The following is a 22124-nucleotide window of genomic DNA, read 5'->3' on the forward strand; positions in this document are numbered from 1 at the left end:
CGGCTCAACGCTCGCTTTGTGTCCGTCGACTGCTGACCTCAGCCGGCACATCATCCCCGGCCATACGCTTGCGGAACAACGCCGCACGCGCCAGCAGCAGGGTGGTGACCGGCATGGTGATCGACAGCAGTATCGGAATCAGCCAGGCGTGCAACACCGGACTCGACTGGAGTGCCGAGAAAAAGATGATCGACGCCAGTGCCACGCACCAGGCGCCCAAGGTCGAGGCCAACGCCGGCGGATGCATGCGCTGAAAGTAGTCTTTCAAGCGCAGCAGGCCGATGGCGCCGATCAACGCAAACAGGCTGCTGGCCACCAGCAGGATCGCCACCGGGATCTCGACCCACAAAGACAACTGACCCAGCTCATTCATTCGATCACCTCGCCACGCAGCAGGAATTTCGCCAAGGCAAACGAGCCGACGAAGCCGAACAGCGCGATCAGCAGCGCCGCTTCGAAGTAGGTGTCACTGGCATAGCGGACCCCCAGCACCAGCATCATCAGCATGGCGAGGATATACAGGTAATCCAGCGCCAGAACCCGGTCCTGTGCCGATGGACCTTTGAACAGGCGAATCAGCGTCAGCGCCATCGCCAGGGAGAAAATGAACAGGCTGAACAGAACCGCATTCGAAAGCAGTGTGCTCATTCGAAAATCTCCATCAAGGGGCGCTCATAAGTCGCCTTGAAGTGCTGGATGAAGTGCGCTTCGTCATCCAGATCGAATACATGCAACAGCAGAATGCTGCGATCCAGTGCCAGCTCCGACCAGACCGTACCGGGAATCACCGTGGTGATCATCGACAGCGCCGCGAGCCCGTTGGCGTCACGCAGGTCCAGCGGCACCTTGATGAACTTCGAGCGCGGTGGTCGTCGACCGGCGTTCAACACGCCCCACGCGACCGCGAAGTTGGACGCCAGCACGTCGCGCCCGACCTGGAAGAACAGGCGCAAGATCACCCCGGGACGACGAATACGGATCGGCAGCGGTCGCAGCTTGCGCATCATCAATGGTGCGCAGAAACCCAATATCGCGCCCAGCAGCAGGTTGCCTGGACTGATGGACAGGTTCAGCACCAGCCACAAGACCCAAAGCGCCAGCGATAACCAGGGTGCCGGGAACAGACGTTTCATGGTTGCACCTCCTGCATTGCGGCTTTGGCTTCGGGGCTGGGTACGGCGCGGGTGCCGAGCACCGCCATCACGTATTGCTGCGGGTTGTTCAAGGTGTCGGCGGCCGCCTGGGTGTAGCGCATCAGCGGTTCGGCCTTGAAGGTCAGCAATATGCTCAAGCCCAGCAAGGCAAAGATCGGCACGCATTCCAGGCGTCGCAGCACCGGCGACGGGCGCTCTGCCGGCGTCCAGAAGCGCTGGATGCCCAGGCGCGAGAAGGCGATCAACGAGGCCAGCCCGGACAGAATCAACAGCGCCAGCAGGCTCCACGCGGCGTTCGATATCGGCTGCTCCCCCGAGGTGCCGAGGCCCAGCGGGTTGAGCAGGGCGCTGAGCAAGCCGAGCTTGCCGATGAACCCGGAGAGCGGCGGCATGCCGATGATCAGCAGTGCGCAGGCAATGAAGCTCAAGCCAAGGAACGCCATGGTCCAGGGAATTACCTGCCCGACCACGGCTTTCTGCTCGTCGTCGAGGTTGATGCCCTTGGTTGGCGGCGAGGATTCCAGCGGTCGTGGCAGCGCTTCGATTTCATCGTCCAGCGGCATCTCGATGGCCGTACGCGAACGCTCGATAAGCTCCGCCAGCAGGAACAGCGCGCTCAGCGCCAAGGTTGAGCTGACCAGATAGAACAGCGCCGCGCCGATCAGGCTCGGCTGGGCAAAACCGATGGCCGACAACAGGATGCCCGCCGACACCATGATGCTCAGGCTGGCCATGCGCTCCAGTCGCTGCGTGGCCAGGATCGCCAACGCCGCGCAGATAATTGTCGCCATGCCGCCGTAGGTCAGCCAGTCACCGCCAAAGTATGCCGAAGCACCGGCCTGGCCGGAGAACAGCAGGGTCCACAGACGCAGCAAGGTGTAGACGCCGACCTTGGTCATGATCGCGAACATCGCCGCCACCGGAGCGCTGGCCGAGGAATAGGCCGGGGCCAGCCAGAAGTTCAGCGGCCACATCCCGGCCTTGGCCAGGAAGGCCACAGCCAGAATCGCCGCGCCGGCATGCAGCAAGCCGCGATCGGCTTCCGGCACCAGCGGGATCTTCAGCGCCAGGTCGGCCATGTTCAGGGTGCCGGTGACGCCATAGATCAGCGCGGCGCCAATCAGGAACAGCGACGAGGCCAGCAGGTTGATCGAAATGTAATGCAGACCCGACGACACCCGCGCGCGCCCCGAACCGTGCAGCATCAAGCCGTAAGACGCCGCCAGCAGCACTTCGAAAAACACGAAGAGGTTGAACAGGTCGGCGGTCAGGAAGGCTCCGTAGAGGCCCATCAGTTGAATCTGGAACAGCGCGTGGAAGCTTGCGCCGGCACTGTCCCAGCGGGCCATGGCGAACAGCAGGGCGCTGACGCCGATGATTCCGGTCAGCACCAGCATCAGCGCTGACAGGCGATCGACTACCAGCACGATGCCAAAGGGTGCCTGCCAGTTACCCGGCAGGTACACGCCGATGGAGCCGGGCACGCCTTGCGCCTGGGTCCACTGCAGCAACAGTACGGAAATCCCCAGGCCCAGCAGGCTCGAGAACAGGTTGATCCGGGCTTTGAGCGGACGGTGTTTTTCGCCGAGCATCAGCATCAGTGCCGCCGTCAGCAACGGCAGCAGTATCGGTGCAGCGATCAGATGGGGCATCCAGCTCATTCTTTAGGCTCCCGGCCATCGACATGGTCGGTACCGGTCAGGCCCCGGGACGCCAGCAGCACCACCAGGAACAATGCGGTCATGGCGAAACTGATGACGATGGCGGTGAGTACCAGCGCCTGGGGCAACGGATCGGTGTAATGCAGCAGGTCTTGCGGCACGCCGTCCTTGATGATCGGCTCCTTGCCGATGAACAGGCTGCCCATGCTGAAGATGAACAGGTTGACCCCGTAAGACAGCAGGCACAGGCCCATGACGACCTGAAAGGTCCGTGGGCGCAGCACCAGCCAGACCCCGGAGGCTGCCAGTACGCCAATGGCGATCGCGATGACTTCTTCCATCAGGCAGCTCCTGGCTTGGCAATGGGTTTAGGCTGGCTGCTCGGCTTGTGGCCACGCACCGATTGGTGCGCCAGGGCAGTCAGGATTAGCAGTGTCGAACCCACCACCACGGCGTACACGCCGATGTCGAAGCCCAGCGCACTGGCGATATGAATCTCGCCCAGCAGCGGCAACCCGAAATGCCAGGTGTGGGTGGTCAGGAACGGATAACCGGCGACCATCGCACCCAGGCCGGTGAGCGTGGCGAAGAGCAGTCCGGTGCCCATCCAGCGCACCGGTCGCAGGCTCATCTGAGCTTCGACCCACTGAGTACCGGCGACCATGTATTGCAGGATGAACGCCACCGACATCACCAGTCCCGCGACAAAACCGCCACCCGGTTGATTGTGCCCGCGCATGAACAGGTAGAACGACACCACCACTGCAATGGGCAATAACAACCGCACCAGCACCGCCGGGACCATCATGAAGCCCAGCGCGGTATCGCTGGCGTGACGCGGGTTGACCAGATCGGTGACTACGTCCGGTGCCAGCAGGCGCTGTTGTGCCGGTAGTTGCATGCTTTCTTTCGGTGGACGGAAGCGTCGCAGCAGGGCAAACACTGTCAGCGCCACGGCCACCAGCACGGTGATCTCACCGAGGGTGTCGAAGCCGCGGAAGTCCACCAGCATCACGTTGACCACGTTGCTGCCGCCGCCTTCGGGCAACGCGCGACTGAGGTAGAACGAGGAGATGTCGTTCGGTGTCTGGCGGGTCAGCATGGCGTAGGCGAGCAGTGCCATGCCGATGCCGACCGCGCTCGACAGCAGCAAGTCGCGCAAACGGCGAGCCCGCGCCTTGGGCACGCTGCTGGGCAGTGGCGAGACCTCTTCGATCCGCCGTGGCAACCAGCGCAGGCCAAGCAGGATCAGCACGGTGGTCACCACCTCGACCACCAATTGGGTCAGGGCCAGGTCCGGCGCCGAGAACCAGACGAAGGTGACGCAGGTCATCATGCCGCAGACACTGACCATCGTCAGGGCCGCGAGTCGGTGGTACTTGGCTTGCCAAGCGGCACCCAGCGCGCAGGCAATCGCCAGCAACCAGAGCGTGACGAAGACGATCGAGCCGGGGATCTTCGGCCGCTCGCCCCAACTCAAGCCGCTGTGCAGCAGCGGAATCAACCCCGCCAACACGGCCACCAGCACCAGCAGGAACAATTGGGTTTGCAGGCGCTTGGTACTGACCCGCCGCTCAAGCCGTCGAGCCAGACGCATCATCACCACCAGGCTGCGTTCGAACAGGCGCTTGCCGTTGAGCCGGCCGATGATCGGCGGGTAGTTGAACCGCCCGCGTTTGAGCTGATTGCGCAGCAGCAGGTACACAACGATACCGGCGGACATGGCGATCAAGCTCATGATCATCGGCGCGTTCCAGCCGTGCCAGATCGCCAGGCTGTATTCGGGCAAGGTTCCACCCACCACCGGCAGGGCCGCGGCGGCGAGCAATGGGCCGACCACCTGGGCCGGGAAGATCCCCACCACCAGGCAGGTAAACACCAGCAATTCCACCGGCGCCCGCATCCAGCGCGGCGGTTCGTGCGGGGTGTGCGGCAGGTCGGTGGCGGTTGGGCCGAAGAACACATCAACGGTAAAGCGCAGGGAGTAGGCGACGCTGAAGGTCCCGGCGATGGTCGCGACGATCGGCAGGGTGGTCTCGATCCAGGCCGAGGCATTAATGAACACGGTTTCGGCGAAGAACATCTCTTTTGAAAGGAAACCGTTGAGCAACGGCACGCCGGCCATCGAGGCGCTGGCGACCATCGCCAGGGTCGCGGTGAACGGGATCAGTTTGATCAGGCCGCTGAGCTTGCGAATGTCGCGGGTGCCGCTTTCGTGGTCGATGATCCCGGCAGCCATGAACAGCGAGGCCTTGAAGGTCGCGTGGTTGAGAATATGAAACACCGCCGCGACGGCGGCCAGCGGGCTGTTCAGGCCCAGCAACAGGGTGATCAGGCCCAGATGGCTGATGGTCGAGTAGGCCAGCAGGCCTTTGAGGTCGTTCTGGAACATTGCGCAGTAAGCGCCGAGCAACAATGTACAAGCGCCAGCCCCGCTGACGATATAGAACCATTCTTCGCTGCCGGACAGCGACGGCCACAGCCGTGCCAGAAGGAAAACCCCGGCCTTGACCATGGTCGCCGAGTGCAGGTAAGCCGAGACCGGTGTCGGAGCGGCCATGGCGTGGGGAAGCCAGAAGTGGAAGGGGAACTGGGCGCTTTTACTCAACGCGCCGATCAGGATCAGCGGCAGCAGAATAGGGTACAGCGCATGGGCGCGAATCAGATCGCCGGCGGCCAGGACCTGGTCCAGGTCATAGCTGCCCACGACATGGCCGAGCAGCATCACCCCCGCCAGCAGGCATAAACCACCGGCACCGGTCACCATCAGCGCCATGTAGGCGCCACGGCGCGCATCGGCGCGGTGGTGCCAATAGCCGATCAACAGGAACGAGATGAGGCTGGTCAGCTCCCAGAAAAACACCATCTGAATCAGATTGCCCGAGATCACCAGCCCGAGCATGGCGCCCATGAACGCCAGGAAGAATGCAAAGAAGCGTGGCACCGGGTCGTCCGGCGACATGTAATACCGCGCGTACAGCGACACCAGCGTGCCGATGCCCAGCACCAGCATCGAGAACAGCCAGGCGAAACCGTCCATGCGCAGGACGAAATTCAAGCCCAGGCTCGGTAGCCAGAAAAACTCTTCGCGAATCACGCCACCATGGGCGATCTGCGGATACAGCAACGCCACCTGGACGGTGCCGATCAAGGCAACCAGGCCAGCGAGTATCGATTCGGTATTACGCGCGTTGTGCGGCAGCAAGGCCGCCAGACAGCTGCCAATAAAAGGCAGAAGCAGTAGAACTATCAGGGACATAGGCTTCTAATCTGCGGAAGTTTGTCAAGGATCATACGTGCCGGGCCCCGGATCACCAACTGCCAAGCTGTGGCAGGATCCTACAAGGTAGGCTGAAAACGCCTGATTCACATTGTTTCGAAGGTTAGAAGTGATCATTCCTACGCAGAGTGGGAACGATGGTATTTCCAGGCTTACTCCACGGACTCTCGCTCCAACTCATCCGCGGTTTCAGCCGCAGCTTTACCCTTGGTCTTCAACTCACTAACAATCACCGCCGCGACAATCAACCCCGCACCAAACAGCGCCAGCCCCGGCAGCCGCTCGCCCGCGATACGCCCGGCGATACCGGCCCAGACCGGTTCGCCGGCGTAGATCAGCGTCGCGCGGGTCGGTGAAACGCTTTTCTGCGCCCAGTTCATCGCCACCTGAATCGCCGCACTGGCGGCGCCCAGGCCCACCGCGCTGGCCAGCAGCAACCAGGAAAAACCGGGAAGCGCTTCCTGAGTCGGCACAATCATCAAAAATGCCAGCACCGAAGTGGTCGCCAGTTGCACCACGGTGACCCGACGCACGTCGACCCGGCCAGCATAAGTGCTGATCAGAATGATTTCGGCGGCAATGGCGACGGCGCTGATCAGCGTGGCGATTTCCCCCGAGCTGAAATTCAACGACGCGCCGGCTGGGCCTGAAAGCAGCATCAACCCGGTGAACGCTAACATGATGCCAATACTCGGCATCAACCCCGGCCGACGCCCGAGCACCAGCCATTGCAGCAAGGGTACGAAAGGCACGTAAAGCGCAGTGATGAACGCCGATTGGCTGCTGAGGATGGTCTGCAAGCCAACGGTTTGCAGGCCATAGCCGAGCATGATCGCCACACCAATGAACGCGCCGGCCTTAAGTTCAAACAGGGTCAACTCACGCAGGCTGCGCCAGGAGAACAGCGCGACAATGCTCGCCGCTGCAGCAAAGCGCAGGCCGACGAAAAACATCGGCCCGCTGACCGTCATCGCATGCTGCACCAGCAGGAACGTCCCGCCCCAGACCATGGTGATCAGCACCAGCACGCATTCAGCCTTGCTGAACCGTGAGAAAAAGGTAGAGGGTTTGGAAGTATTCACCGACGTCATGGCCTTGCGCACTACCTGAGGGGGACGCACAATGCGCCCGAAGTTGGGCAGTATACTGCGCAAACCTACTAAGTGAGCAATATAGTGCACAAAGATTCCGGCCAACGGGCCTCGGTCCTTCAACACGTCAGCCAGAACGTCCGACGCCTGCGCCATGCCGCAGAGCTGAGCCAGACCGCATTGGCGGAAAAATCCGGGGTCAGCCGCCGGATGCTGGTGGCCATCGAAGCAGGTGAGAAAAACGTCAGCCTGACCACCCTCGACCGGGTGGCCGAAGCCTTGGACGTAGCCTTCAGCGACCTGATTCAGGCCCCCGAGGTGCGCGACCCGAGCCGCATCAACGAACTGGCGTGGGCCGGCTTGATCCCCGGCAGCAAAGCCGTGCTGTTGGCCAAGGCCAACGCCAGTCGAGAAGTCGAACTCTGGGAATGGCGGCTGGAGCCGGGCGAGGAATACGTTTCGGAGCCGGATGCCGATGGCTGGAGTGAACAGCTGTATGTCTTCGAAGGCAGCCTGACGTTGGTGCTGGGGGATGAAGAGCGCATTCTCGCGACAGGTGAGTTTGTCAGCTTCGCCAGTAACCGGCCTCACGCCTATCGCAATGATGGGGCGGTGGCGACGCGGTTTGTGCGTAATGTGGTGCTCTGAAACGGATCATCGGTCCAGATAACCATGCAGTGATACATTTCAGACATTCCCCCTCGATCCGTGAGAACCGCATGACTGAAACCCCAGGCGGACAGACAACAAACGCCATCCGCAATGCTGACATCCTGATCGTCGGCGGTGGCTTGAGCGGCGCATTACTGGCCATGCAGTTGATGCGTTTGCCCGGCAAGCGTCAGGTGCTGGTGATCGAGCCTCGCGCCGAGTTGGGCCGGGGCGAGGCCTATAGCGCGGTTGAATTGGGCCACACGCTGAATGGCAACGCCGCACGGATGAGTGTCGACCCGGACAACGCCGATGACCTGACCCAATGGTTGGGTGCATTTATTGCCAACGGCGGCTGGCCGGAGTCGGACCAGCAGTCGGTGCCGGTCGCCGAGTTGTTCCCGCCTCGGGGCATTTTCGGCCTGTATGTGCAGCAGCGGTTGGCCGAAGCCCAGGCCGTCGGCGCGCGTTATGGTTCAAGCGTCGAGCATGTGCGCGGGGAAGTGGTCGACCTGCAAACCGATGAACACGCGACGTTACTGACCTTGAGTGATGGAACACGCTTGCGCGGCGCTTTTGCGGTGCTGGCGACCGGCTTGTTCCCGGCTGCGCGAACCCCGCAAACCGAGTCCAGTGGCTTGAACGCTGCAGCCGTCGATCCTTGGGATGTGGCGGCCATGACACAGCTTGATCCGCAATCGACGGTATTGATCATCGGCTCGGGCCTGACCATGGTCGATGCCGTGGTGTCGCTGGAGCAGGCCGGGCATCGTGGACCGATCGAAGTGTTTTCCCGTCACGGCTTGCTGCCGCATGTGCGTCGGCAACCGCCGGCGTGGGTGGATTTTCTGGCCGAGGATCCCGACATTCGCAGTCCGCGTCAGTTGATGCATGAACTGCGGCGCCATTGCCGTACGGCGACGGCGGAGGGTATCGACTGGCAGGCGCCGCTGGATACCGTGCGGGCGCATATCGGGCGGCTCTGGAGCCAGGCAACGGATGTGCAACGCCGGCAGTTTGTGCGCCATGTGCGGCCATGGTGGGAAAGCCATCATCATCGGTCGCCGCCCTTGAGTGCAGAGCTGGTAGCGCGTTTGCATCAGTCAGGGCGCTTGCGGATTCAGGCTGCGTCGTTCAAAGGTCTGGCGCCCTCGGCGGACGGACGGGTGAGCATTTGCATCCGTCGGCGCGGGGAGTCTGAAGTGACCGTGGTCAGTGGCGACGCGCTGGTCAACTCCAGCGGCATCGAATACGACTGGCGCCGGGTCGCCCGACCCTTGCCGCAGCAACTGCTGGCCCGCGGCTTGATAAAACCGGGGCCATTGGCGCTGGGGATCGCCGCGGATCCTAGCGGGGCGGTGATCGATGCCGAGGGGCAGGTTGCCCAGCGCTTGTTCGCCATGGGCCCGCCCCTGCGTGGCATGTGGTGGGAAAGCACGGCGGTGACTGACGTGGCGAGCCAAGCCAAGGCGTTGGCACTACAGCTGGCGCGCTGAGCGTTGCCATAACGCAGCGCTGGAGCGATCAGACCTCCCTGATATTGACCCAGCGCTGCTCCCGCGCCGCCAGCCGAATCGCCGCCGCCAAGCGCTCCACTTCCCAGGCCTCCTCGAAATCCGTGCCGTCCTGGCCTTGTCCGGCCAGGGCCATGATCAGCGCATGCACTTCCAGCGTCTTCAACTCGTTGTAGCCCAGTTGATGCCCCGGTGCAGGGCTGAATGCCGCGTAGCCGGGCAGATTCGGTCCGGCCAGTAAACGCTGGAAACCGTCCTGGCCGGCGCGGCACAGGCGTAACTCATTCAAGCGCTCCTGATCGAATGCCAGGGTGCCTTTGGTGCCGCTGATCTCGAAACTCAGGTGATTCTTGTAGCCGTGCTTGAGCCAACTGCTGCTGAAGGTGCCACGAGCGCCGTTGGCAAAGCGCAGCAGGGCGTGGGCCTGATCGTCGACGGCAATGCTGCGTTGTTCCAGGCTGCCCGCCGTGGCCGGACGCTGGCGGTGCACCGTTTGGGTATCGGCGCACACCGCCTCGACATCGCCCACCAGATAGCGCGCCATGGCCAGCAAATGACTGCCCAGGTCCGCCAGCGCGCCGCCGGCATGTTCAGCTTCACAGCGCCAGGACCACGGCGAGTTCGGGTCAGCCATGAAGTCTTCGCTGAATTCGCCTTGAAAGCTGATGATCTCGCCCAGGTCGCCGTTTCGAATCAGCTCGCGAGCCAAACCAATGATCGGGTTGTGCTGGTAGTTGTAGCCCACGCGGGTGACCACGCCAGCTGCTTTGGCCGCCAGGTGCATGGCGCTGGCTTGCTCAAGGCTGACTGCCAGTGGTTTTTCGCAATACAGCGGTTTGCCGGCGGCGATTGCAGCCATGGCCATCGGGTAATGAAGATGGTTGGGGGTGGTGATAGCGATCAGGTTGACCTTGGGATCGTCGATCAACTGTTGCCAGTCACTGTGGGCCTGCTCGAAACCCCAGGCAGTGGCGCACGCTTGTGCGCGAGCGGGATCGGCGTCGGCAAGAGCCGCGAGCCGCAGCGTGTAGGGCAGTTCGAAAGCCGCGCTGACATTGCGAAAGGCCAGGGCGTGGGCACGGCCCATGAAGCCCGTGCCGATAAGTCCGATTCCGAGTTCGCGCATAACAGGATCCTTTGGATTATTGTTTTCGGGATGCCTAGTTATGGAATAAATATTCTCTAAATGCAATTGGTGGAATTAAAATTCGTTAAGCTCTGGGGTGACCTTCTTCCCTGTGGGAGCCGGGCTTGCCCGCGATACAAGCGCCACGGTACGACAGATGCACCGCGCTGATGCAATCGCGGGCAAGCCCGGCTCCCACAGGAGACAGAGAATCAGGACAGGAAACCACCGTCCACATTCAGCGAAACTCCAGTCGTATAGCTCGACGCATCACTCGCCAAATAAAGCACTGCGCCGGCCATTTCGCTTGGATCCGCCACACGCTTGAGCGGAATCTGTTGCAACGCGGTCTTCAGAATCGCGTCGTTCTTCACCAGCGCCGAGGCAAATTTGGTGTCGGTCAGGCCTGGTAGCAGGGCGTTGCAGCGGATGCCGAACTGCGCGCACTCCTTGGCAAAGACCTTGGTCATGTTGATCACTGCCGCCTTGGTCACCGAGTAGATGCCCTGGAAGATGCCCGGCGAGATGCCGTTGATCGACGCAACGTTGATGATGCTGCCGCCACCGTTTTCGCGCATCAGCTTGCCGGCTTCCACCGACATGAAGAAGTAGCCGCGAATGTTCACGTCGACGGTTTTCTGGAAGGCGCCGAGGTCGGTATCCAGCACATTGCAGAACTGCGGGTTGGTCGCGGCATTGTTGACCAGGATGTCCAGGCGACCGAATTGCTCGCGGATGCCGGCGAACACTTGAGTGATTTGTTCCATTTCGCCGATGTGGCAGGCGACGGCAGTGGCTTTGCCGCCGTCAGCGATGATCGCGTCGGCCACGTGCTGGCAGCCGTCGAGTTTGCGACTCGATACGATCACGTGGGCGCCTTGCTGGGCCAGCAGTTTGGCGATCGCTTCACCGATGCCACGGCTGGCGCCGGAGACGAAAGCGATTTTACCGTCGAGGTCGAACAACTGAGTCTTGGACATGGTTTTTCCTTGTAATGGGCGTGGCGCCAGGGGCGCGATCAGAGGCTGGATTTCTGGATGACTTGCAGGCTCATCTGCTCCAGCAGCTTGTTCATGTGAATGAACTGCGCGAAGCGTTTGTCCTGGGTCTGGCCATGGAAGAAGCGGTAGTAGATCTGCTGCACGATACCGGCCAGGCGGAACAGCCCGTAGGTGTAGTAGAAGTCGAAGTTGTCGATCTTGATCCCCGAGCGTTCGGCGTAGTAATCGACGAACTCGCGACGGGTCAGCATGCCCGGGGCATGGCTCGGTTGACGGCGCATCAGTTGCACCGGTGCCGGGTCGCCGGCTTCGATCCAGTAGGCGAGGGTGTTGCCCAGGTCCATCAGCGGATCGCCGAGGGTGGTCAGCTCCCAATCCAGTACACCGATGATCTGCATCGGGTTGTTCGGGTCGAGGATCACGTTGTCGAAGCGGTAGTCGTTGTGGACGATGCTCGACGTCGGGTGGTCGGCCGGCATCTTGTCGTTGAGCCAGTCCTTGACCGCTTGCCAGTTCGGCGCATCAGGCGTCAGGGCTTTTTCGTAGCGCTCGCTCCAGCCACGAATCTGCCGGGCGACATAACCTTGCGGCTTGCCCAGGTCGGCCAGGCCACAGGCCTGGTAATCGACGCGGTGCAGTTCGACGAACTTGTCGATGAAACTCTTGCACAAGGCTTCGGTTTTAGCGGCGTCGAGGCCCAGTTCCGGTGGCAGTTCGGAGCGCAGGATGATCCCCTTGACCCGTTCCATTACATAGAACTCGGCACCGATCACCGATTCGTCAGTGCAGTGAACGTAGGCTTTCGGACAGTACGGAAAGCCGTCCTTGAGTTGATTGAGAATGCGAAACTCACGGCCCATGTCGTGGGCGGACTTGGCCTTGTGGCCAAACGGCGGCCGGCGCAGCACGAACTCTTGCTCGGGGTATTCGAGCAGGTACGTCAGGTTCGAAGCGCCACCGGGGAACTGGCTGATCTTCGGCAACCCGCTCAGGCCCGGAATGTGCGCCTTGAGGTACGGATCGATCAGGCTGGCATCAAGTTCTTCGCCAGAGCGGATACGGGTGGACTGGTCAGTAAGCGCCATGCTTATCCCTTCTGCTTATTATGGAGGCCAGACATCATTGACTAATCTAATGGCGTGCCGGGGGCGCCACAAGCGCGGCAAGGTCTTATAGGTTAGCGTGTTGCTGGATAATCAGCGTTCCTGATGTGCGAGAACAGGCTCGGCGGACTATGGTTCAGAGGAGTATCGCGTCCAGGAAGGAGATTCGACATGGGCTGTCCGCAAGTGTGCGCCACCGCGACCCTGCAATGCAGTTTCGGTGCGGCACCGGGGGTGCTCAACGTGCTGCCGGTAAACCGCACGCTGACCGGCGGCATGCCGGCGGCGAACATCATGGATCACATTCCGCTGCTGAACATCATGCCGTTTGGCATGTGCATGAGCCCGGCCAATCCAATGGTCGCAGCGGCCACGGCGGCCGCCCTCGGCGTGCTGACGCCGATGCCATGCATTCCGGCCACTGCCGCCCCGTGGATGCCCGGAGCGCCGACCCTGTTGCTGGGGGGGATGCCTGCCCTCGACGCCAACTGCAGCTTGATGTGCAACTGGGGCGGGGTGATTAAAGTCGCGATGCCGGGGCAGATGCAGATGTTGATTCCTTGAACGACAGGTTTAGGCTTGCTGAGGATCCGTCCAGCGCATCCACCACCAGCGCATCCGCGAGATCGGCTTGCCTTCGGCGTTGAGCGGCCTTCCATCGCTGGCAAAGGCTTGCTCCGGTTCCAGCAACTGTCCGTTGAGATAACGGGCGTTGACCGCTTGTTTGCCATTGGGATGGAAACGCTGGTAAAGCCCCTCACGTACACCGTCACGGTAGAACTCGACCTCCGCGACGTGCCCGTCGGGAAAGTAGTTGCTCGCTTCACCATGAAGCAGGCCTCGACGGTAAGTGGCTTTGCGTTGCAGGCACCCCTCGGGTGCATAAAAGCTCGCGACACCTTGTAACTTGTCGCGCAAAAAAGGCAACTGCGCCGACACCTTGCCGTTGGGGTGATACAGCACGCTGATGCCCTGCAACTCGCCTTTGCTGTAATTCAGATCTGCCTGAGGGCGCCTGGCTTCTTTAATGTGCAGCGGACCGTCCAGTTGATCGTCCGTGAGGCGGCCACTCATTTGGCTGTCACCACGCTCCAGTTCTACCTTGCTGGATGCCATCTTCGGTTGCTCCTCAATTGACCTTCACCAGTCCGCCCTTGATGGTCAGCATGCCGCCGCCGTCCACGGTCTGCTCGGCACCGCCCTTGTTGGTCAGGCTGACCCCGGCATCATTGGTCAGCGAGGTGCCGGCCTTGTTGGTCAGCTCCGTGCCGGCCTGATTGCTCAGGGAGGTGCCGGCCTTCTGACTGATCGAGGTACTGGCCTGGGCCGCCAGATCGGCGCCACTTTTGATCGCGAAACTGCCACCGCTTTGCAGTGTGAGGGTGCCGCTCACCTTGATGGTCAGGTTGCCGTCCACCGTCAGGCTGTAATCGCCAGTGACCTTGTGCTCGTAGTTGCCGCCGGTGCTGTGCTTCTGATCGGCGCCGACCTTCACCGTGCGGCTGTCCTTGACGTCGAGGCTGTCGCTGCCGGTCTGGATCGTCACGCTGCGTTTGCCTTTTTCCAGGGTCACGGTCTCGTCGCCTTCCTTGACCGTGCGGGTGCGGGCGTTCTTTACCGTAAGGATTTCATCATGGCCGACGCTGGCGGTGGTGTCGTTGAGTACATTGATCTTGAAGTCCTTCTGCGCCTGCAGAAACACCTCTTCGGCGTCCTTCTTGTCCTCGAAGCGCAACTCGTTGAAACCGCCGCCACCTTTGGATGAGTTGGTCTTGATCCCGGACTGGGTCTGGTTCGCTGGCAGCGCATAGGGCAGGGCGTTGTCACCGTTGTAGACGCAACCGGTGACCAATGGCCGGTCCGGGTCGCCGTCGATAAAGGTCACGATTACTTCCTGACCTATCCGTGGCACGAATTGCATGCCAAAACCCTTGCCGCTCCACGGCAGCACCACGCGAACCCAGCAGGAACTGCTTTCGTCATTCTTGCCGTCGCGATCCCAGGGGAACTGCAACTTGATCCGACCATACTCGTCGGTCCAGATTTCCTCGCCGGATTTGCCGACCACCAGCGCCGTTTGCGTATGCATCCGCGGCTTGGGCGTGAGCCGCGCCGGGCGATAAGGCGTGGCTTTGGGGATGGCTTCGAAGCGGTTGCGGTAGCTGTCATGACTGGCCTCATGAGTGACCGCCGTCACCACCCAATCGATATTCAGCGTCGGGTCATCGTGACCGGCCAGCGTGAACCAGTGCCCCGGCACCAGCCAACGGCAATCGCTCTCGCCGACGAAGCGTTTCTCCTGACTGCGCAAACCGTCCACCCGCTGCTTGGTCAGCGCATCACCTCGAGCCTTGGCATGGTAACCGCCCGGATGCTCATAGATGGAACGCGGCCCGGCCACGGCTTCAGCCTGATCGTAGAGGGACGTGGTCGGTGTGGTGAACTCATAATCCGTCGCCCGATACACCCCGGCCACCGCCTGCACACAGACTTGCCCGGAACGGATGCCATGCAATTCGCGCTCGCCCATCCGTTGCCCGAGATAGCTCACCTTGGGTCCATTGGGTATCGGCACGAACGCATCGTTACTGTCCCCGAGCATCAGCGTGTGCTTGCCATCCGCGTGGGTGAAAAACCAGAAAATCCCTTCTTCTTCCAGCAACCGCGAGACAAAGGCGAAATCGGTTTCGCCGTACTGCACGCAGTACTCGCGTGGGGTATAACTGCCGGTGAGTTTCAACTGGAAATCGGTGAAGCCGTGGGCCTTGAAGATCGTGGTGACGATGTCCGAGGTGGCGAGGTTCTGGAAGACGCGGTTGTTGCTGGCCAGGGTCAGCCACCAGAGCCATGGCCTTAAGACAAGCTGATAACGCTCGGCAGTGGCGTCGGCGGGGAGCTGGCGGATTTCGGCGACCAGTGCATCGAGCGGGCGGGTTTGGGCGTCGTTGTGCAAAGTGGTGGTGAGGTGGGTGGAGATGGCTGAGTTGAGCGTGAGCGAGGTGCCGTCGTTGAGGCCGTGCAGGGTTTGTGACCCCAAAGCGTTGAGGGCCTCTTCGCCGGAAAGGGATTCAGGGTAAAGCGCCGACAGCGAGGAGGCGGTGACGGAAAGGGTGGTGTTGCTGTCGGTGGTGCGGGGCATTGAGAGTCCTTATCTAAAGGCGATGGTGAACGGCCAATGGGCTTTCAATGCAAATCGACCCACGGCAACGCGTCTCCCAACAGCATGTTGATGGTCATGGGCGTCGGACCGAAATGGCCGACGCCAAACAGCAGGACCACACCCACGGCATTCGGAACGGCAGCATGGGGCACGCCAGGTGCATGCTCATTAATGAAACTGGCCACAATCTGGTTGTTTCGAAAGGCGAGACTCTGGGCCATGGTAAGTCCCAGTTGATCACCCGGGTCCCAGCCGCGAACTTCGATGTTCAGGTTTTCCGCCAGCGTCCATAAGTCCAGCAAACCAATATCATTACCCCACTGGTTGTCGATAAAGCCGAGGACCTGCACCGTTTCGCCGAGTGGGACGTTGGCGAAATCATCCAGTTCCAGGACGATCTGCGTCACCAGACCGCTGAGCATCCAGTCATAGAGATGATGGCGCGCTGTGTCGCTGTCGTGATGCTCACCGACGCCGACGGCACCATGGAGCAAAGACACTCGTGCAGCGTTAGCGGTGGGTAGTTGTGGCATGACGTTCTCCTTCCCTACACATTCATGGGGTGTGACTGATAACAACGATCCTGTTACGAGCCATGGTCAAAACACGGATTGGCTGTGAGTTACTCCAACACCCACTCCGCCAACTTCCCCGTCACCTGCGTCATCAGCACATTCTCGACATCCCGCGCACCCGCCGCACTGCACTTGGCCAGCACCGCCTGCACAATCCCGGCATCAAACTCGAACTGCTTGCCGGTCGCAGCTTTGTAGCGGCCACGCAATTTCTCCAGTTTGGCCAACACAATCCCTTCCAGCGTCACCTCATCCAGCGGCCGATACGCGACCACGGTCATGCGCGCCAGAAACGCCGGACGGAAGGCTTTCAGCAGGACGTTGTGCAGGGCTTCGGTGAAGGCATCGCTGTCCAGTTGCGCGGTCGGTGTGTCGAGTAGCAGTTCGGCGCCGACGTTGCTGGTGGCGAGCATCACGGTGTTTTTGAAGTCCACCACCAGGCCGGTGCCGTCTTCCATCAGGCCTTTGTCGAAGACGTTATAAAAAGCCTCCAGCACATCCGGGTGGGCTTTTTCGATTTCGTCCAGCAGCACAACAGAATAGGGTTTGCGGCGCACGGCTTCGGTGAGCACGCCGCCGCTGCCGTAACCGACGTAACCGGGCGGGGCGCCTTTGAGTTGGCTGACGGTGTGGGCTTCCTGATATTCCGAGAGGTTGATGCTGATCAGGTTGCGCTCTCCGCCATACAGCGCATCTGCCAGGGCGTAGGCGGTTTCAGTTTTACCGACGCCGGTGGGGCCGACCAGCAGGAACACGCCGACCGGTTTTTGCGGGTCAGTGAGGCCGGCGCGATACGCCTGCAAGCGTTGGGCGATGGTGTTCAGCGCAGTGCGTTGGCCCATCACCCGTTGGCTCATGCGCTGGCCGAGGGTGCGCACGGCGTGGGCTTCGTCAGCGAGCATCTTGCCGACCGGGATGCCAGTCCAGCCGGCAATCACCGCGGCGACGGTTTTCGCGTCGACTTGCTCCGGCACCAGCGGGTCGTCCTGGCGAATGGCGTCGAGGCCGGCTTCCAGGCGCAGCAGTTCGGCGGCCAGATGGTCGAGGCGTCCGTCAGTGACGTCGTCCGGTTTGTCGCTGTCGGCGCGTTCGCTCAGGGCCAGCAGTTCGCGCCGGGTTTCCAGCAGTTCGCGCACGGCGACGCGTTCTTCGCTCCAGCGGATCTCCAGTTCGCGAATGGCCTGCACGTTGCTGGTGGACTCGGTCTCGAGCACGGTAATGCGCTCACGGTGATCGAGGCCGGTGGCCTGTTCGCGGCGCAGGCGTTCGACCTCATCCTTAAGGCTTTGCTGGCGATGACGCAGGCTCTCCAGTGGTGGCGGTACGTCGTGTTGACCGAGGGCGACCCGCGCGCAGGCGGTGTCGAGCACGCTGATGGCCTTGTCCGGCAGTTGCCGGCCAGAGATGTAGCGATGGGACAGCTTCACCGCTTCATGAATTGCGGCGTCGAGGACTTGCACACCGTGGTGTTGTTCGAGTTTGGCGGCGACCCCGCGGAGCATTTCCACGGCAGTAATTTCATCCGGTTCTTCGACTTGCACCAGCTGGAAGCGTCGGGCGAGGGCCGGGTCTTTCTCGAAGTATTTCTTGTACTCAAGCCAGGTGGTTGCGGCCAGCGTCCGCAGTTCACCACGGGCCAGCGCCGGTTTGAGCAGGTTGGCGGCGTCGCTGCCGCCCTCGACACCCCCGGCGCCGATCAGGGTGTGGGCTTCGTCGATGAACAGGATGATCGGTTTTTCCGCGCTGCGGACAGCATCGATCACACCTTTGAGCCGCTGCTCGAATTCACCTTTGACCCCGGCGCCGGCCTGCAACAGACCAAGGTCGAGGACTCGCAGACTGACTTCTTGCAGCGACGGCGGTACGTCCCCGGCGGCGATGCGCAAGGCCAGGCCTTCGACTACCGCAGTTTTGCCGACGCCCGGCGCGCCGACCAGGATCGGATTGTTCTGGCGACGGCGCAGCAGGATGTCGATGCACTGGCGAATTTCACCGTCACGCCCGACGATGGGATCGATGCGCCCGGCATGCGCGTCGGCGGTCAGGTCCTGAGTGAACTGGTCGAGCAGCGAGTCCTGTTTCTGCTGCGGCTTGCCGGCGGTTGCGGCGACCGAGCGGGCGCCGCCGACATGCTCGCGGGAGCTTTCGGTCCATTCCAGCAGATTGCTGCGCAAGGCATCCCGAGGAATCCGCAGCAGCGACGAAGCACTGTTGAGCAACAGGCTGCGGCGTTCATCACGGTCAAGTAGCGCCAATAACAACAGGCCGGAACGGATGCTTTCAAGGCCAAGCACGCTGGCCTGCACCACGGCGTCTTCCAGCAAGCCGATGGTGTGCGCCGAGAGTGCCGGGGTGCGGGTGCTGCCGGTCTTGAATAATTCCAGGGCCTTGTTGATTTCCGCCGTCAGGGCATCGCGTTCCAGGCCGAAGCGCGGCAGCAGATAAGCAAAGTCGCCGCCTTCGATTTCCAGCAGTTCAAGCAACAGGTGCTCGATTTCAACGTAATGATGACCGCGTTGCAGGCAACGCTGGGCGGCCCGTTCCAGGGCGCGGCGGTTGTCCGGGTTGAGGCGTCCGATCAGGCTGGCCAGTTCCATGTTCAGGTGATCTCCAGCTGACGAAGACGAGTCTCGATGCGTTGCAGGGTGAGGCTGGACTGGCGTTGCAGGCCACCGTTCCAGCTCAACAGTGGGGGAGTCTGACGACCGAGTTTTATCGGGTTGGCGCCACGGACCAGCAGCACCAGTGTGCACTCCAGGTCCGGACCGAAATACAGCGCGCTGAGGCTGGCCAAGGCCGCGTGCGTTTTACCGTCCGGCAAGAAGGCGGCGGTCTGGGTAGGCGTCAGCGGGCCGAGGGTCAGACGGATTCCGGCATGTTCGTCCCAGACTCGCGTGCCGGCCACGGCGCTGCGCCCCAGTTGCAGGTTGCGTCCACCGGGCTGCAAGCGGCTGCGACTGGCGGGTGGAATCTCGCGCCAGGCACCTTCATAGGCGTTGAGCTCGACCGGCAATTCGAACTGTTCGCGCACGATGGCAGCGAAGCCTGCGAGCGAACGGCGCCCGTCGGCAAACAACGCGCTGCACGCCAGCACGGCGGCATCGGGAATCGCCTGACGCCCGTGCAGGGATTTGGGCAGCAGGCCGGTCAACGCTCGCAACTGGGCGTGCACCGGTGTCGCGCCCGGCACTGAAAAGCCCACGGCAATCCGGTGTTTGCGCAGCACTTTGTAGAGCAGGCTGAGCAGGCGGTGCTGGAACAGGTCGAGGAACTCGGCCGGCGCATAATCCTTGGCGCGGGCCCGTTGTTGCAGCCATTCCTGATAGGCGTAGGGCAGGGGTCCGTCTGGTCCGCCGAGACCGAAAACCGGGGTGGTCAGGGTCGGCTTGTGATCCGTTTCCTCGGTCAAGCTTTCAACCTGGCTGGCGGCGAACAACGGCGTCAGCGGACCGCGCAGACGCAGCGCTTCAGCCTGCGGCGCAGTGCCGCTACCCAGCGATTCGGCTTGTGGATGCTCGCGTTCGAGCAGCAACAAGGCCTGCAACAATTCGAACGCCTGAGGATCGCGGCGCAGCCGTTGGCTCAGGCTCAAAGGGAGAGCGGCATGCCGGCTTGGGGTTGCCATGCCTTGATCTCCTTGTCTGATTCAACCAGCACCGTACGCACGAAGCGATTGGCCGTGGCATAGAGTGAGAAAAACTGCGCCAGCACCGCTGAAAACAGCACCGCGCTAGTGCCGACAAAATGCTGCGGATCGAGCTGCAAGCGAACTTCCAGACCATTGCGCCACCCGCGCCAGGCGTCTTCACCGACATGCGCAATGACCCGCTCGCAGCTCAGGCTCAACAGGCCTTCGATTTGCCTCCGGCCGCTGGCCTCGTCACGCAGGTTATGCAACTCGAGGATTTCCTTGAGCGCATCCAGCGCCTTGGGACCTTCGACCAATGACAAATGATTGAGCGTCAGTTGCGAAACCAGTCGCCAGCGTGACTCACCGTCCAGCCGCGGCAGGCTTTGCGGGCTCGGCGGATTACGCAAGCGCGCCGAGGCAATCGGCCCCGGCCGCTCGAAGCCCAGCGGTGTTCCGGCCGACAGGCTCTGGGCCAAGTGCCGATTGGTGCAGAGCAGCTCGGCGGTCAGGCTCAGTTCAGTCACTTCTTCAAACGGGTCGAGCTGGGTGTCCACCAGACTCAGCATGAGGTCAGTACCCAAGCGGTTTGGGGTCATGCCGCTGATTCGCCGGGCGTGCCAATAGCAGCGGTGGTTGCCGCCGTGCTGGCTGCCGTAATACGCCGGCACACGCTGCACGCCCTGCGAGGTGCTGGCGCGCAGGGCGCGAATGCTGTGGATTTCGACGCTGTTTTCCCGATGGCTGTCGGCAACCAGGCGGTATTCGCTACGAGTGCCGTCCGGGCGAAGCGGCTCGGAAGTTCGCGGGAACAGGTTGATCACCGGCGCGCAACCCAGCGCGATATCGCTGGCTTGTAAATGCAGGCGGCTGCCGGGTGCCTGGTCGAAAATGATGTACAGATACAGCGTCTGGCTGTTGCTGATTGCACCCGCCAGCGGCACGTCGAAGAAATTGAATTTGTCCGGGAAGGCAAAGTACTCGGCGAGTAAACGCATCCCTGGATGCACGCCGTCTTCATCGGGTAGCAGGACTTCATCGTTGGCGAAACCGACGATTTTCGGCAGCCCGGCCAGCACTTTTGGTGTGCTGCCGGGTGGCCCGGCGAGGAGCTGAATCGCATGGGCACCGAGCAAGTCGTAGAGCTTGGCGTTAATCACCGGCGATGCGGCCAGGTGCAGGCGCAACTGCTCGATGCCGAGTTCTGCCCATTGGCTTTGGCCCAGGCAGCGCAGGCTCAAGCGCAGCGCCGAGCGTGCCTGGGCGACGCCGGTCAGGGCCTGGGCTTCGTCGCTTCCCAGCAGCAAGGCTTCGTCGATTGCCAGCGGCCAGAGGTGAACGGCGGCGCTGGTGCGAAAGTGAATGCTTTCACCGTGGCGGGTGGTGACGAACAACGGCGTGTCGCGCGGAAGCGGGTAACCGCCGGCCAGGTTGCCCTTGCTCGGATCGGGTTCGAACTGGACGATGGCGCAGGACGGCAGCGGCCGCATGGTCAGCGGGTAGAGTTGTTCCAGCAGCGCGTCGCTGAACTCGGCGTAATCGTCGTCGAGTCGCCGTTGCAGGCGCGCAGCCAATAAGGCGAAACCTTCCAGCAAGCGCTCGACATGCGGGTCCGGGCATTCGCCGGGAGACAGTTCCAGGCGTCTGGCAACCTTGGGATAGCGTTCGGCGAAAATGCTCCCGGCATGGCGCAGCCAGGTCAGTTCCCGCTGGTAGTAATCGAGCAGTTGCGGGTCAATCGAGTCGCTCATTGCGCACCTCAAGGCCATCGCCGGCGTTCTCGATGACGAATGCGACAGGCCAATGCTGCTTGCCGCTGCGTAGCTCACCTTGCAGCCTGATACTCAGTTGTTGCGGATTTTCGGGGACCGGCGTGACATCGACCGTGCCAAGTTGCAGGCGTGGTTCGAAGGCGTTGATGGCTTCACGAATCTGCCGCGTCAGTTGATGGCGGTCATCGCTGCGCTGTTGCTGCAGTGCAGTCCAGTCAGCGATGCCGTAGTCAATAACGCTTGGCGGCGTGGTCAGCGGGCGCTGGCCACGGCGGGTGTTGAACAACCGCAGCAACTCGATACGGACCGACTCCAACAGTGCCTGGCGATCGAACGCCTGCACGGTATCCGCCTCGCTGGCGGAAAGGCGTTCGAACAGCGGCGGCAGAATGCCGGTGCCGGTCATGG

Annotated in this window: 20 protein-coding genes; 3 read left to right on the plus strand and 17 right to left on the minus strand. The window is 62.0% G+C overall.

Annotated elements, in window-relative coordinates:
* Window positions 1-4 precede the first annotated feature (4 nt).
* The 7 genes from KRR23_RS22155 to KRR23_RS22185 form a co-directional block, all read right to left on the minus strand.
* Window positions 5-373, minus strand: coding sequence for a Na+/H+ antiporter subunit G (locus KRR23_RS22155; protein WP_216744259.1), 369 nt, complete (start codon window positions 371-373; stop codon window positions 5-7).
* Window positions 370-648: a K+/H+ antiporter subunit F gene (locus KRR23_RS22160; protein WP_216744260.1), complete on the minus strand. Its 279-nt coding sequence runs from the start codon at window positions 646-648 to the stop codon at window positions 370-372. Before KRR23_RS22160 ends, KRR23_RS22155 begins: the two co-directional genes overlap by 4 nt.
* The gene (locus KRR23_RS22165) at window positions 645-1133 is read right to left on the minus strand and encodes a Na+/H+ antiporter subunit E (RefSeq protein ID WP_216744261.1); all 489 of its coding nucleotides are present in this window, start codon (window positions 1131-1133) and stop codon (window positions 645-647) included. Before KRR23_RS22165 ends, KRR23_RS22160 begins: the two co-directional genes overlap by 4 nt.
* Window positions 1130-2815, minus strand: a complete 1686-nt coding sequence (locus tag KRR23_RS22170) for a monovalent cation/H+ antiporter subunit D (protein ID WP_216744262.1) — start codon at window positions 2813-2815, stop codon at window positions 1130-1132. The genes KRR23_RS22165 and KRR23_RS22170 overlap by 4 nt, the downstream gene beginning before the upstream one ends.
* The gene (locus tag KRR23_RS22175; RefSeq protein ID WP_003202835.1) at window positions 2812-3156 is read right to left on the minus strand and encodes a Na+/H+ antiporter subunit C; all 345 of its coding nucleotides are present in this window, start codon (window positions 3154-3156) and stop codon (window positions 2812-2814) included. Before KRR23_RS22175 ends, KRR23_RS22170 begins: the two co-directional genes overlap by 4 nt.
* Window positions 3156-6074, minus strand: coding sequence for a monovalent cation/H+ antiporter subunit A (locus tag KRR23_RS22180; protein WP_216744263.1), 2919 nt, complete (start codon window positions 6072-6074; stop codon window positions 3156-3158). Before KRR23_RS22180 ends, KRR23_RS22175 begins: the two co-directional genes overlap by 1 nt.
* 173 nt (window positions 6075-6247) lie before the next feature.
* Window positions 6248-7276 carry a DMT family transporter gene (locus KRR23_RS22185; protein ID WP_216744264.1) on the minus strand — a complete coding sequence of 343 codons (1029 nt, stop codon included), beginning with the start codon at window positions 7274-7276 and terminating at the stop codon, window positions 6248-6250.
* On the opposite strand from KRR23_RS22185, the gene KRR23_RS22190 reads away from it, so the two are divergent.
* Both KRR23_RS22190 and KRR23_RS22195 read left to right on the plus strand, forming a co-directional pair.
* Window positions 7271-7834 carry an XRE family transcriptional regulator gene (locus tag KRR23_RS22190; RefSeq protein WP_216744265.1) on the plus strand — a complete coding sequence of 188 codons (564 nt, stop codon included), beginning with the start codon at window positions 7271-7273 and terminating at the stop codon, window positions 7832-7834. The genes KRR23_RS22185 and KRR23_RS22190 overlap by 6 nt on opposite strands.
* A gap of 71 nt (window positions 7835-7905) precedes the next feature.
* Complete coding sequence (locus KRR23_RS22195; protein ID WP_216744266.1) at window positions 7906-9333, plus strand: FAD/NAD(P)-binding protein; 1428 nt, start codon at window positions 7906-7908, stop codon at window positions 9331-9333.
* Window positions 9334-9361: 28 nt separating this feature from the next.
* Here the strand turns inward: KRR23_RS22195 and KRR23_RS22200 are convergent, their stop codons facing one another.
* From KRR23_RS22200 to KRR23_RS22210, 3 genes are all read right to left on the minus strand, one after another.
* A complete protein-coding gene (locus KRR23_RS22200; RefSeq protein ID WP_216744267.1) occupies window positions 9362-10477 on the minus strand; it encodes a Gfo/Idh/MocA family protein in 1116 nt (371 codons plus the stop codon).
* Between the two features lie 212 nt (window positions 10478-10689).
* Window positions 10690-11457 (minus strand): SDR family oxidoreductase, encoded by a 768-nt coding sequence (locus KRR23_RS22205; protein WP_216744268.1) that lies wholly within the window; start codon window positions 11455-11457, stop codon window positions 10690-10692.
* Between the two features lie 38 nt (window positions 11458-11495).
* Entirely contained in the window at window positions 11496-12563 is a 1068-nt protein-coding gene (locus KRR23_RS22210; RefSeq protein WP_216744269.1) for a phosphotransferase family protein, read from the minus strand.
* A 189-nt stretch (window positions 12564-12752) separates the two neighbouring features.
* Here KRR23_RS22210 and KRR23_RS22215 point away from each other — a divergent pair, with 189 nt between their 5' ends.
* A complete protein-coding gene (locus KRR23_RS22215) occupies window positions 12753-13145 on the plus strand; it encodes a DUF4280 domain-containing protein (RefSeq protein WP_216744270.1) in 393 nt (130 codons plus the stop codon).
* Window positions 13146-13154: 9 nt separating this feature from the next.
* Here KRR23_RS22215 and KRR23_RS22220 read toward each other — a convergent pair whose 3' ends face one another.
* From KRR23_RS22220 to tssE, 7 genes are all read right to left on the minus strand, one after another.
* A complete protein-coding gene (locus KRR23_RS22220) occupies window positions 13155-13697 on the minus strand; it encodes a toxin-antitoxin system YwqK family antitoxin (RefSeq protein WP_216744271.1) in 543 nt (180 codons plus the stop codon).
* A gap of 13 nt (window positions 13698-13710) precedes the next feature.
* Entirely contained in the window at window positions 13711-15720 is a 2010-nt protein-coding gene (tssI, locus tag KRR23_RS22225; RefSeq protein WP_216744272.1) for a type VI secretion system tip protein VgrG, read from the minus strand.
* A gap of 44 nt (window positions 15721-15764) precedes the next feature.
* Window positions 15765-16274 carry a hypothetical protein gene (locus KRR23_RS22230; RefSeq protein ID WP_216744273.1) on the minus strand — a complete coding sequence of 170 codons (510 nt, stop codon included), beginning with the start codon at window positions 16272-16274 and terminating at the stop codon, window positions 15765-15767.
* Window positions 16275-16363: 89 nt separating this feature from the next.
* A complete protein-coding gene (gene tssH / locus KRR23_RS22235) occupies window positions 16364-18913 on the minus strand; it encodes a type VI secretion system ATPase TssH (RefSeq protein WP_216744274.1) in 2550 nt (849 codons plus the stop codon).
* A 2-nt stretch (window positions 18914-18915) separates the two neighbouring features.
* Window positions 18916-19941 (minus strand): type VI secretion system baseplate subunit TssG, encoded by a 1026-nt coding sequence (tssG, locus tag KRR23_RS22240; protein ID WP_216744275.1) that lies wholly within the window; start codon window positions 19939-19941, stop codon window positions 18916-18918.
* Window positions 19905-21695, minus strand: a complete 1791-nt coding sequence (tssF, locus tag KRR23_RS22245; protein WP_216744276.1) for a type VI secretion system baseplate subunit TssF — start codon at window positions 21693-21695, stop codon at window positions 19905-19907. The genes tssG and tssF overlap by 37 nt, the downstream gene beginning before the upstream one ends.
* Entirely contained in the window at window positions 21679-22122 is a 444-nt protein-coding gene (gene tssE, locus KRR23_RS22250) for a type VI secretion system baseplate subunit TssE (protein ID WP_216744277.1), read from the minus strand. The genes tssF and tssE overlap by 17 nt, the downstream gene beginning before the upstream one ends.
* Window positions 22123-22124 lie beyond the last annotated feature (2 nt).

It is taken from the genome of Pseudomonas sp. CVAP#3 (genome assembly GCF_018986375.1).
GTDB classification, from domain to species: domain Bacteria; phylum Pseudomonadota; class Gammaproteobacteria; order Pseudomonadales; family Pseudomonadaceae; genus Aquipseudomonas; species Aquipseudomonas helvetica.

What these genes read in the sequence shown, in the direction of transcription:
- KRR23_RS22205 (WP_216744268.1), bottom strand. Translation starts at nt 11,457, where the DNA reads ATGTCCAAGACTCAGTTGTTCGACCTCGACGGTAAAATCGCTTTCGTC.
- tssE (WP_216744277.1), bottom strand. Translation starts at nt 22,122, where the DNA reads ATGACCGGCACCGGCATTCTGCCGCCGCTGTTCGAACGCCTTTCCGCC.
- KRR23_RS22200 (WP_216744267.1), bottom strand. Translation starts at nt 10,477, where the DNA reads ATGCGCGAACTCGGAATCGGACTTATCGGCACGGGCTTCATGGGCCGT.
- KRR23_RS22170 (WP_216744262.1), bottom strand. Translation starts at nt 2,815, where the DNA reads ATGAGCTGGATGCCCCATCTGATCGCTGCACCGATACTGCTGCCGTTG.
- KRR23_RS22160 (WP_216744260.1), bottom strand. Translation starts at nt 648, where the DNA reads ATGAGCACACTGCTTTCGAATGCGGTTCTGTTCAGCCTGTTCATTTTC.
- KRR23_RS22155 (WP_216744259.1), bottom strand. Translation starts at nt 373, where the DNA reads ATGAATGAGCTGGGTCAGTTGTCTTTGTGGGTCGAGATCCCGGTGGCG.
- tssG (WP_216744275.1), bottom strand. Translation starts at nt 19,941, where the DNA reads ATGGCAACCCCAAGCCGGCATGCCGCTCTCCCTTTGAGCCTGAGCCAA.
- KRR23_RS22195 (WP_216744266.1), top strand. Translation starts at nt 7,906, where the DNA reads ATGACTGAAACCCCAGGCGGACAGACAACAAACGCCATCCGCAATGCT.
- tssF (WP_216744276.1), bottom strand. Translation starts at nt 21,695, where the DNA reads ATGAGCGACTCGATTGACCCGCAACTGCTCGATTACTACCAGCGGGAA.
- KRR23_RS22175 (WP_003202835.1), bottom strand. Translation starts at nt 3,156, where the DNA reads ATGGAAGAAGTCATCGCGATCGCCATTGGCGTACTGGCAGCCTCCGGG.
- KRR23_RS22210 (WP_216744269.1), bottom strand. Translation starts at nt 12,563, where the DNA reads ATGGCGCTTACTGACCAGTCCACCCGTATCCGCTCTGGCGAAGAACTT.
- KRR23_RS22165 (WP_216744261.1), bottom strand. Translation starts at nt 1,133, where the DNA reads ATGAAACGTCTGTTCCCGGCACCCTGGTTATCGCTGGCGCTTTGGGTC.
- tssH (WP_216744274.1), bottom strand. Translation starts at nt 18,913, where the DNA reads ATGGAACTGGCCAGCCTGATCGGACGCCTCAACCCGGACAACCGCCGC.
- KRR23_RS22220 (WP_216744271.1), bottom strand. Translation starts at nt 13,697, where the DNA reads ATGGCATCCAGCAAGGTAGAACTGGAGCGTGGTGACAGCCAAATGAGT.
- KRR23_RS22230 (WP_216744273.1), bottom strand. Translation starts at nt 16,274, where the DNA reads ATGCCACAACTACCCACCGCTAACGCTGCACGAGTGTCTTTGCTCCAT.
- tssI (WP_216744272.1), bottom strand. Translation starts at nt 15,720, where the DNA reads ATGCCCCGCACCACCGACAGCAACACCACCCTTTCCGTCACCGCCTCC.
- KRR23_RS22215 (WP_216744270.1), top strand. Translation starts at nt 12,753, where the DNA reads ATGGGCTGTCCGCAAGTGTGCGCCACCGCGACCCTGCAATGCAGTTTC.
- KRR23_RS22180 (WP_216744263.1), bottom strand. Translation starts at nt 6,074, where the DNA reads ATGTCCCTGATAGTTCTACTGCTTCTGCCTTTTATTGGCAGCTGTCTG.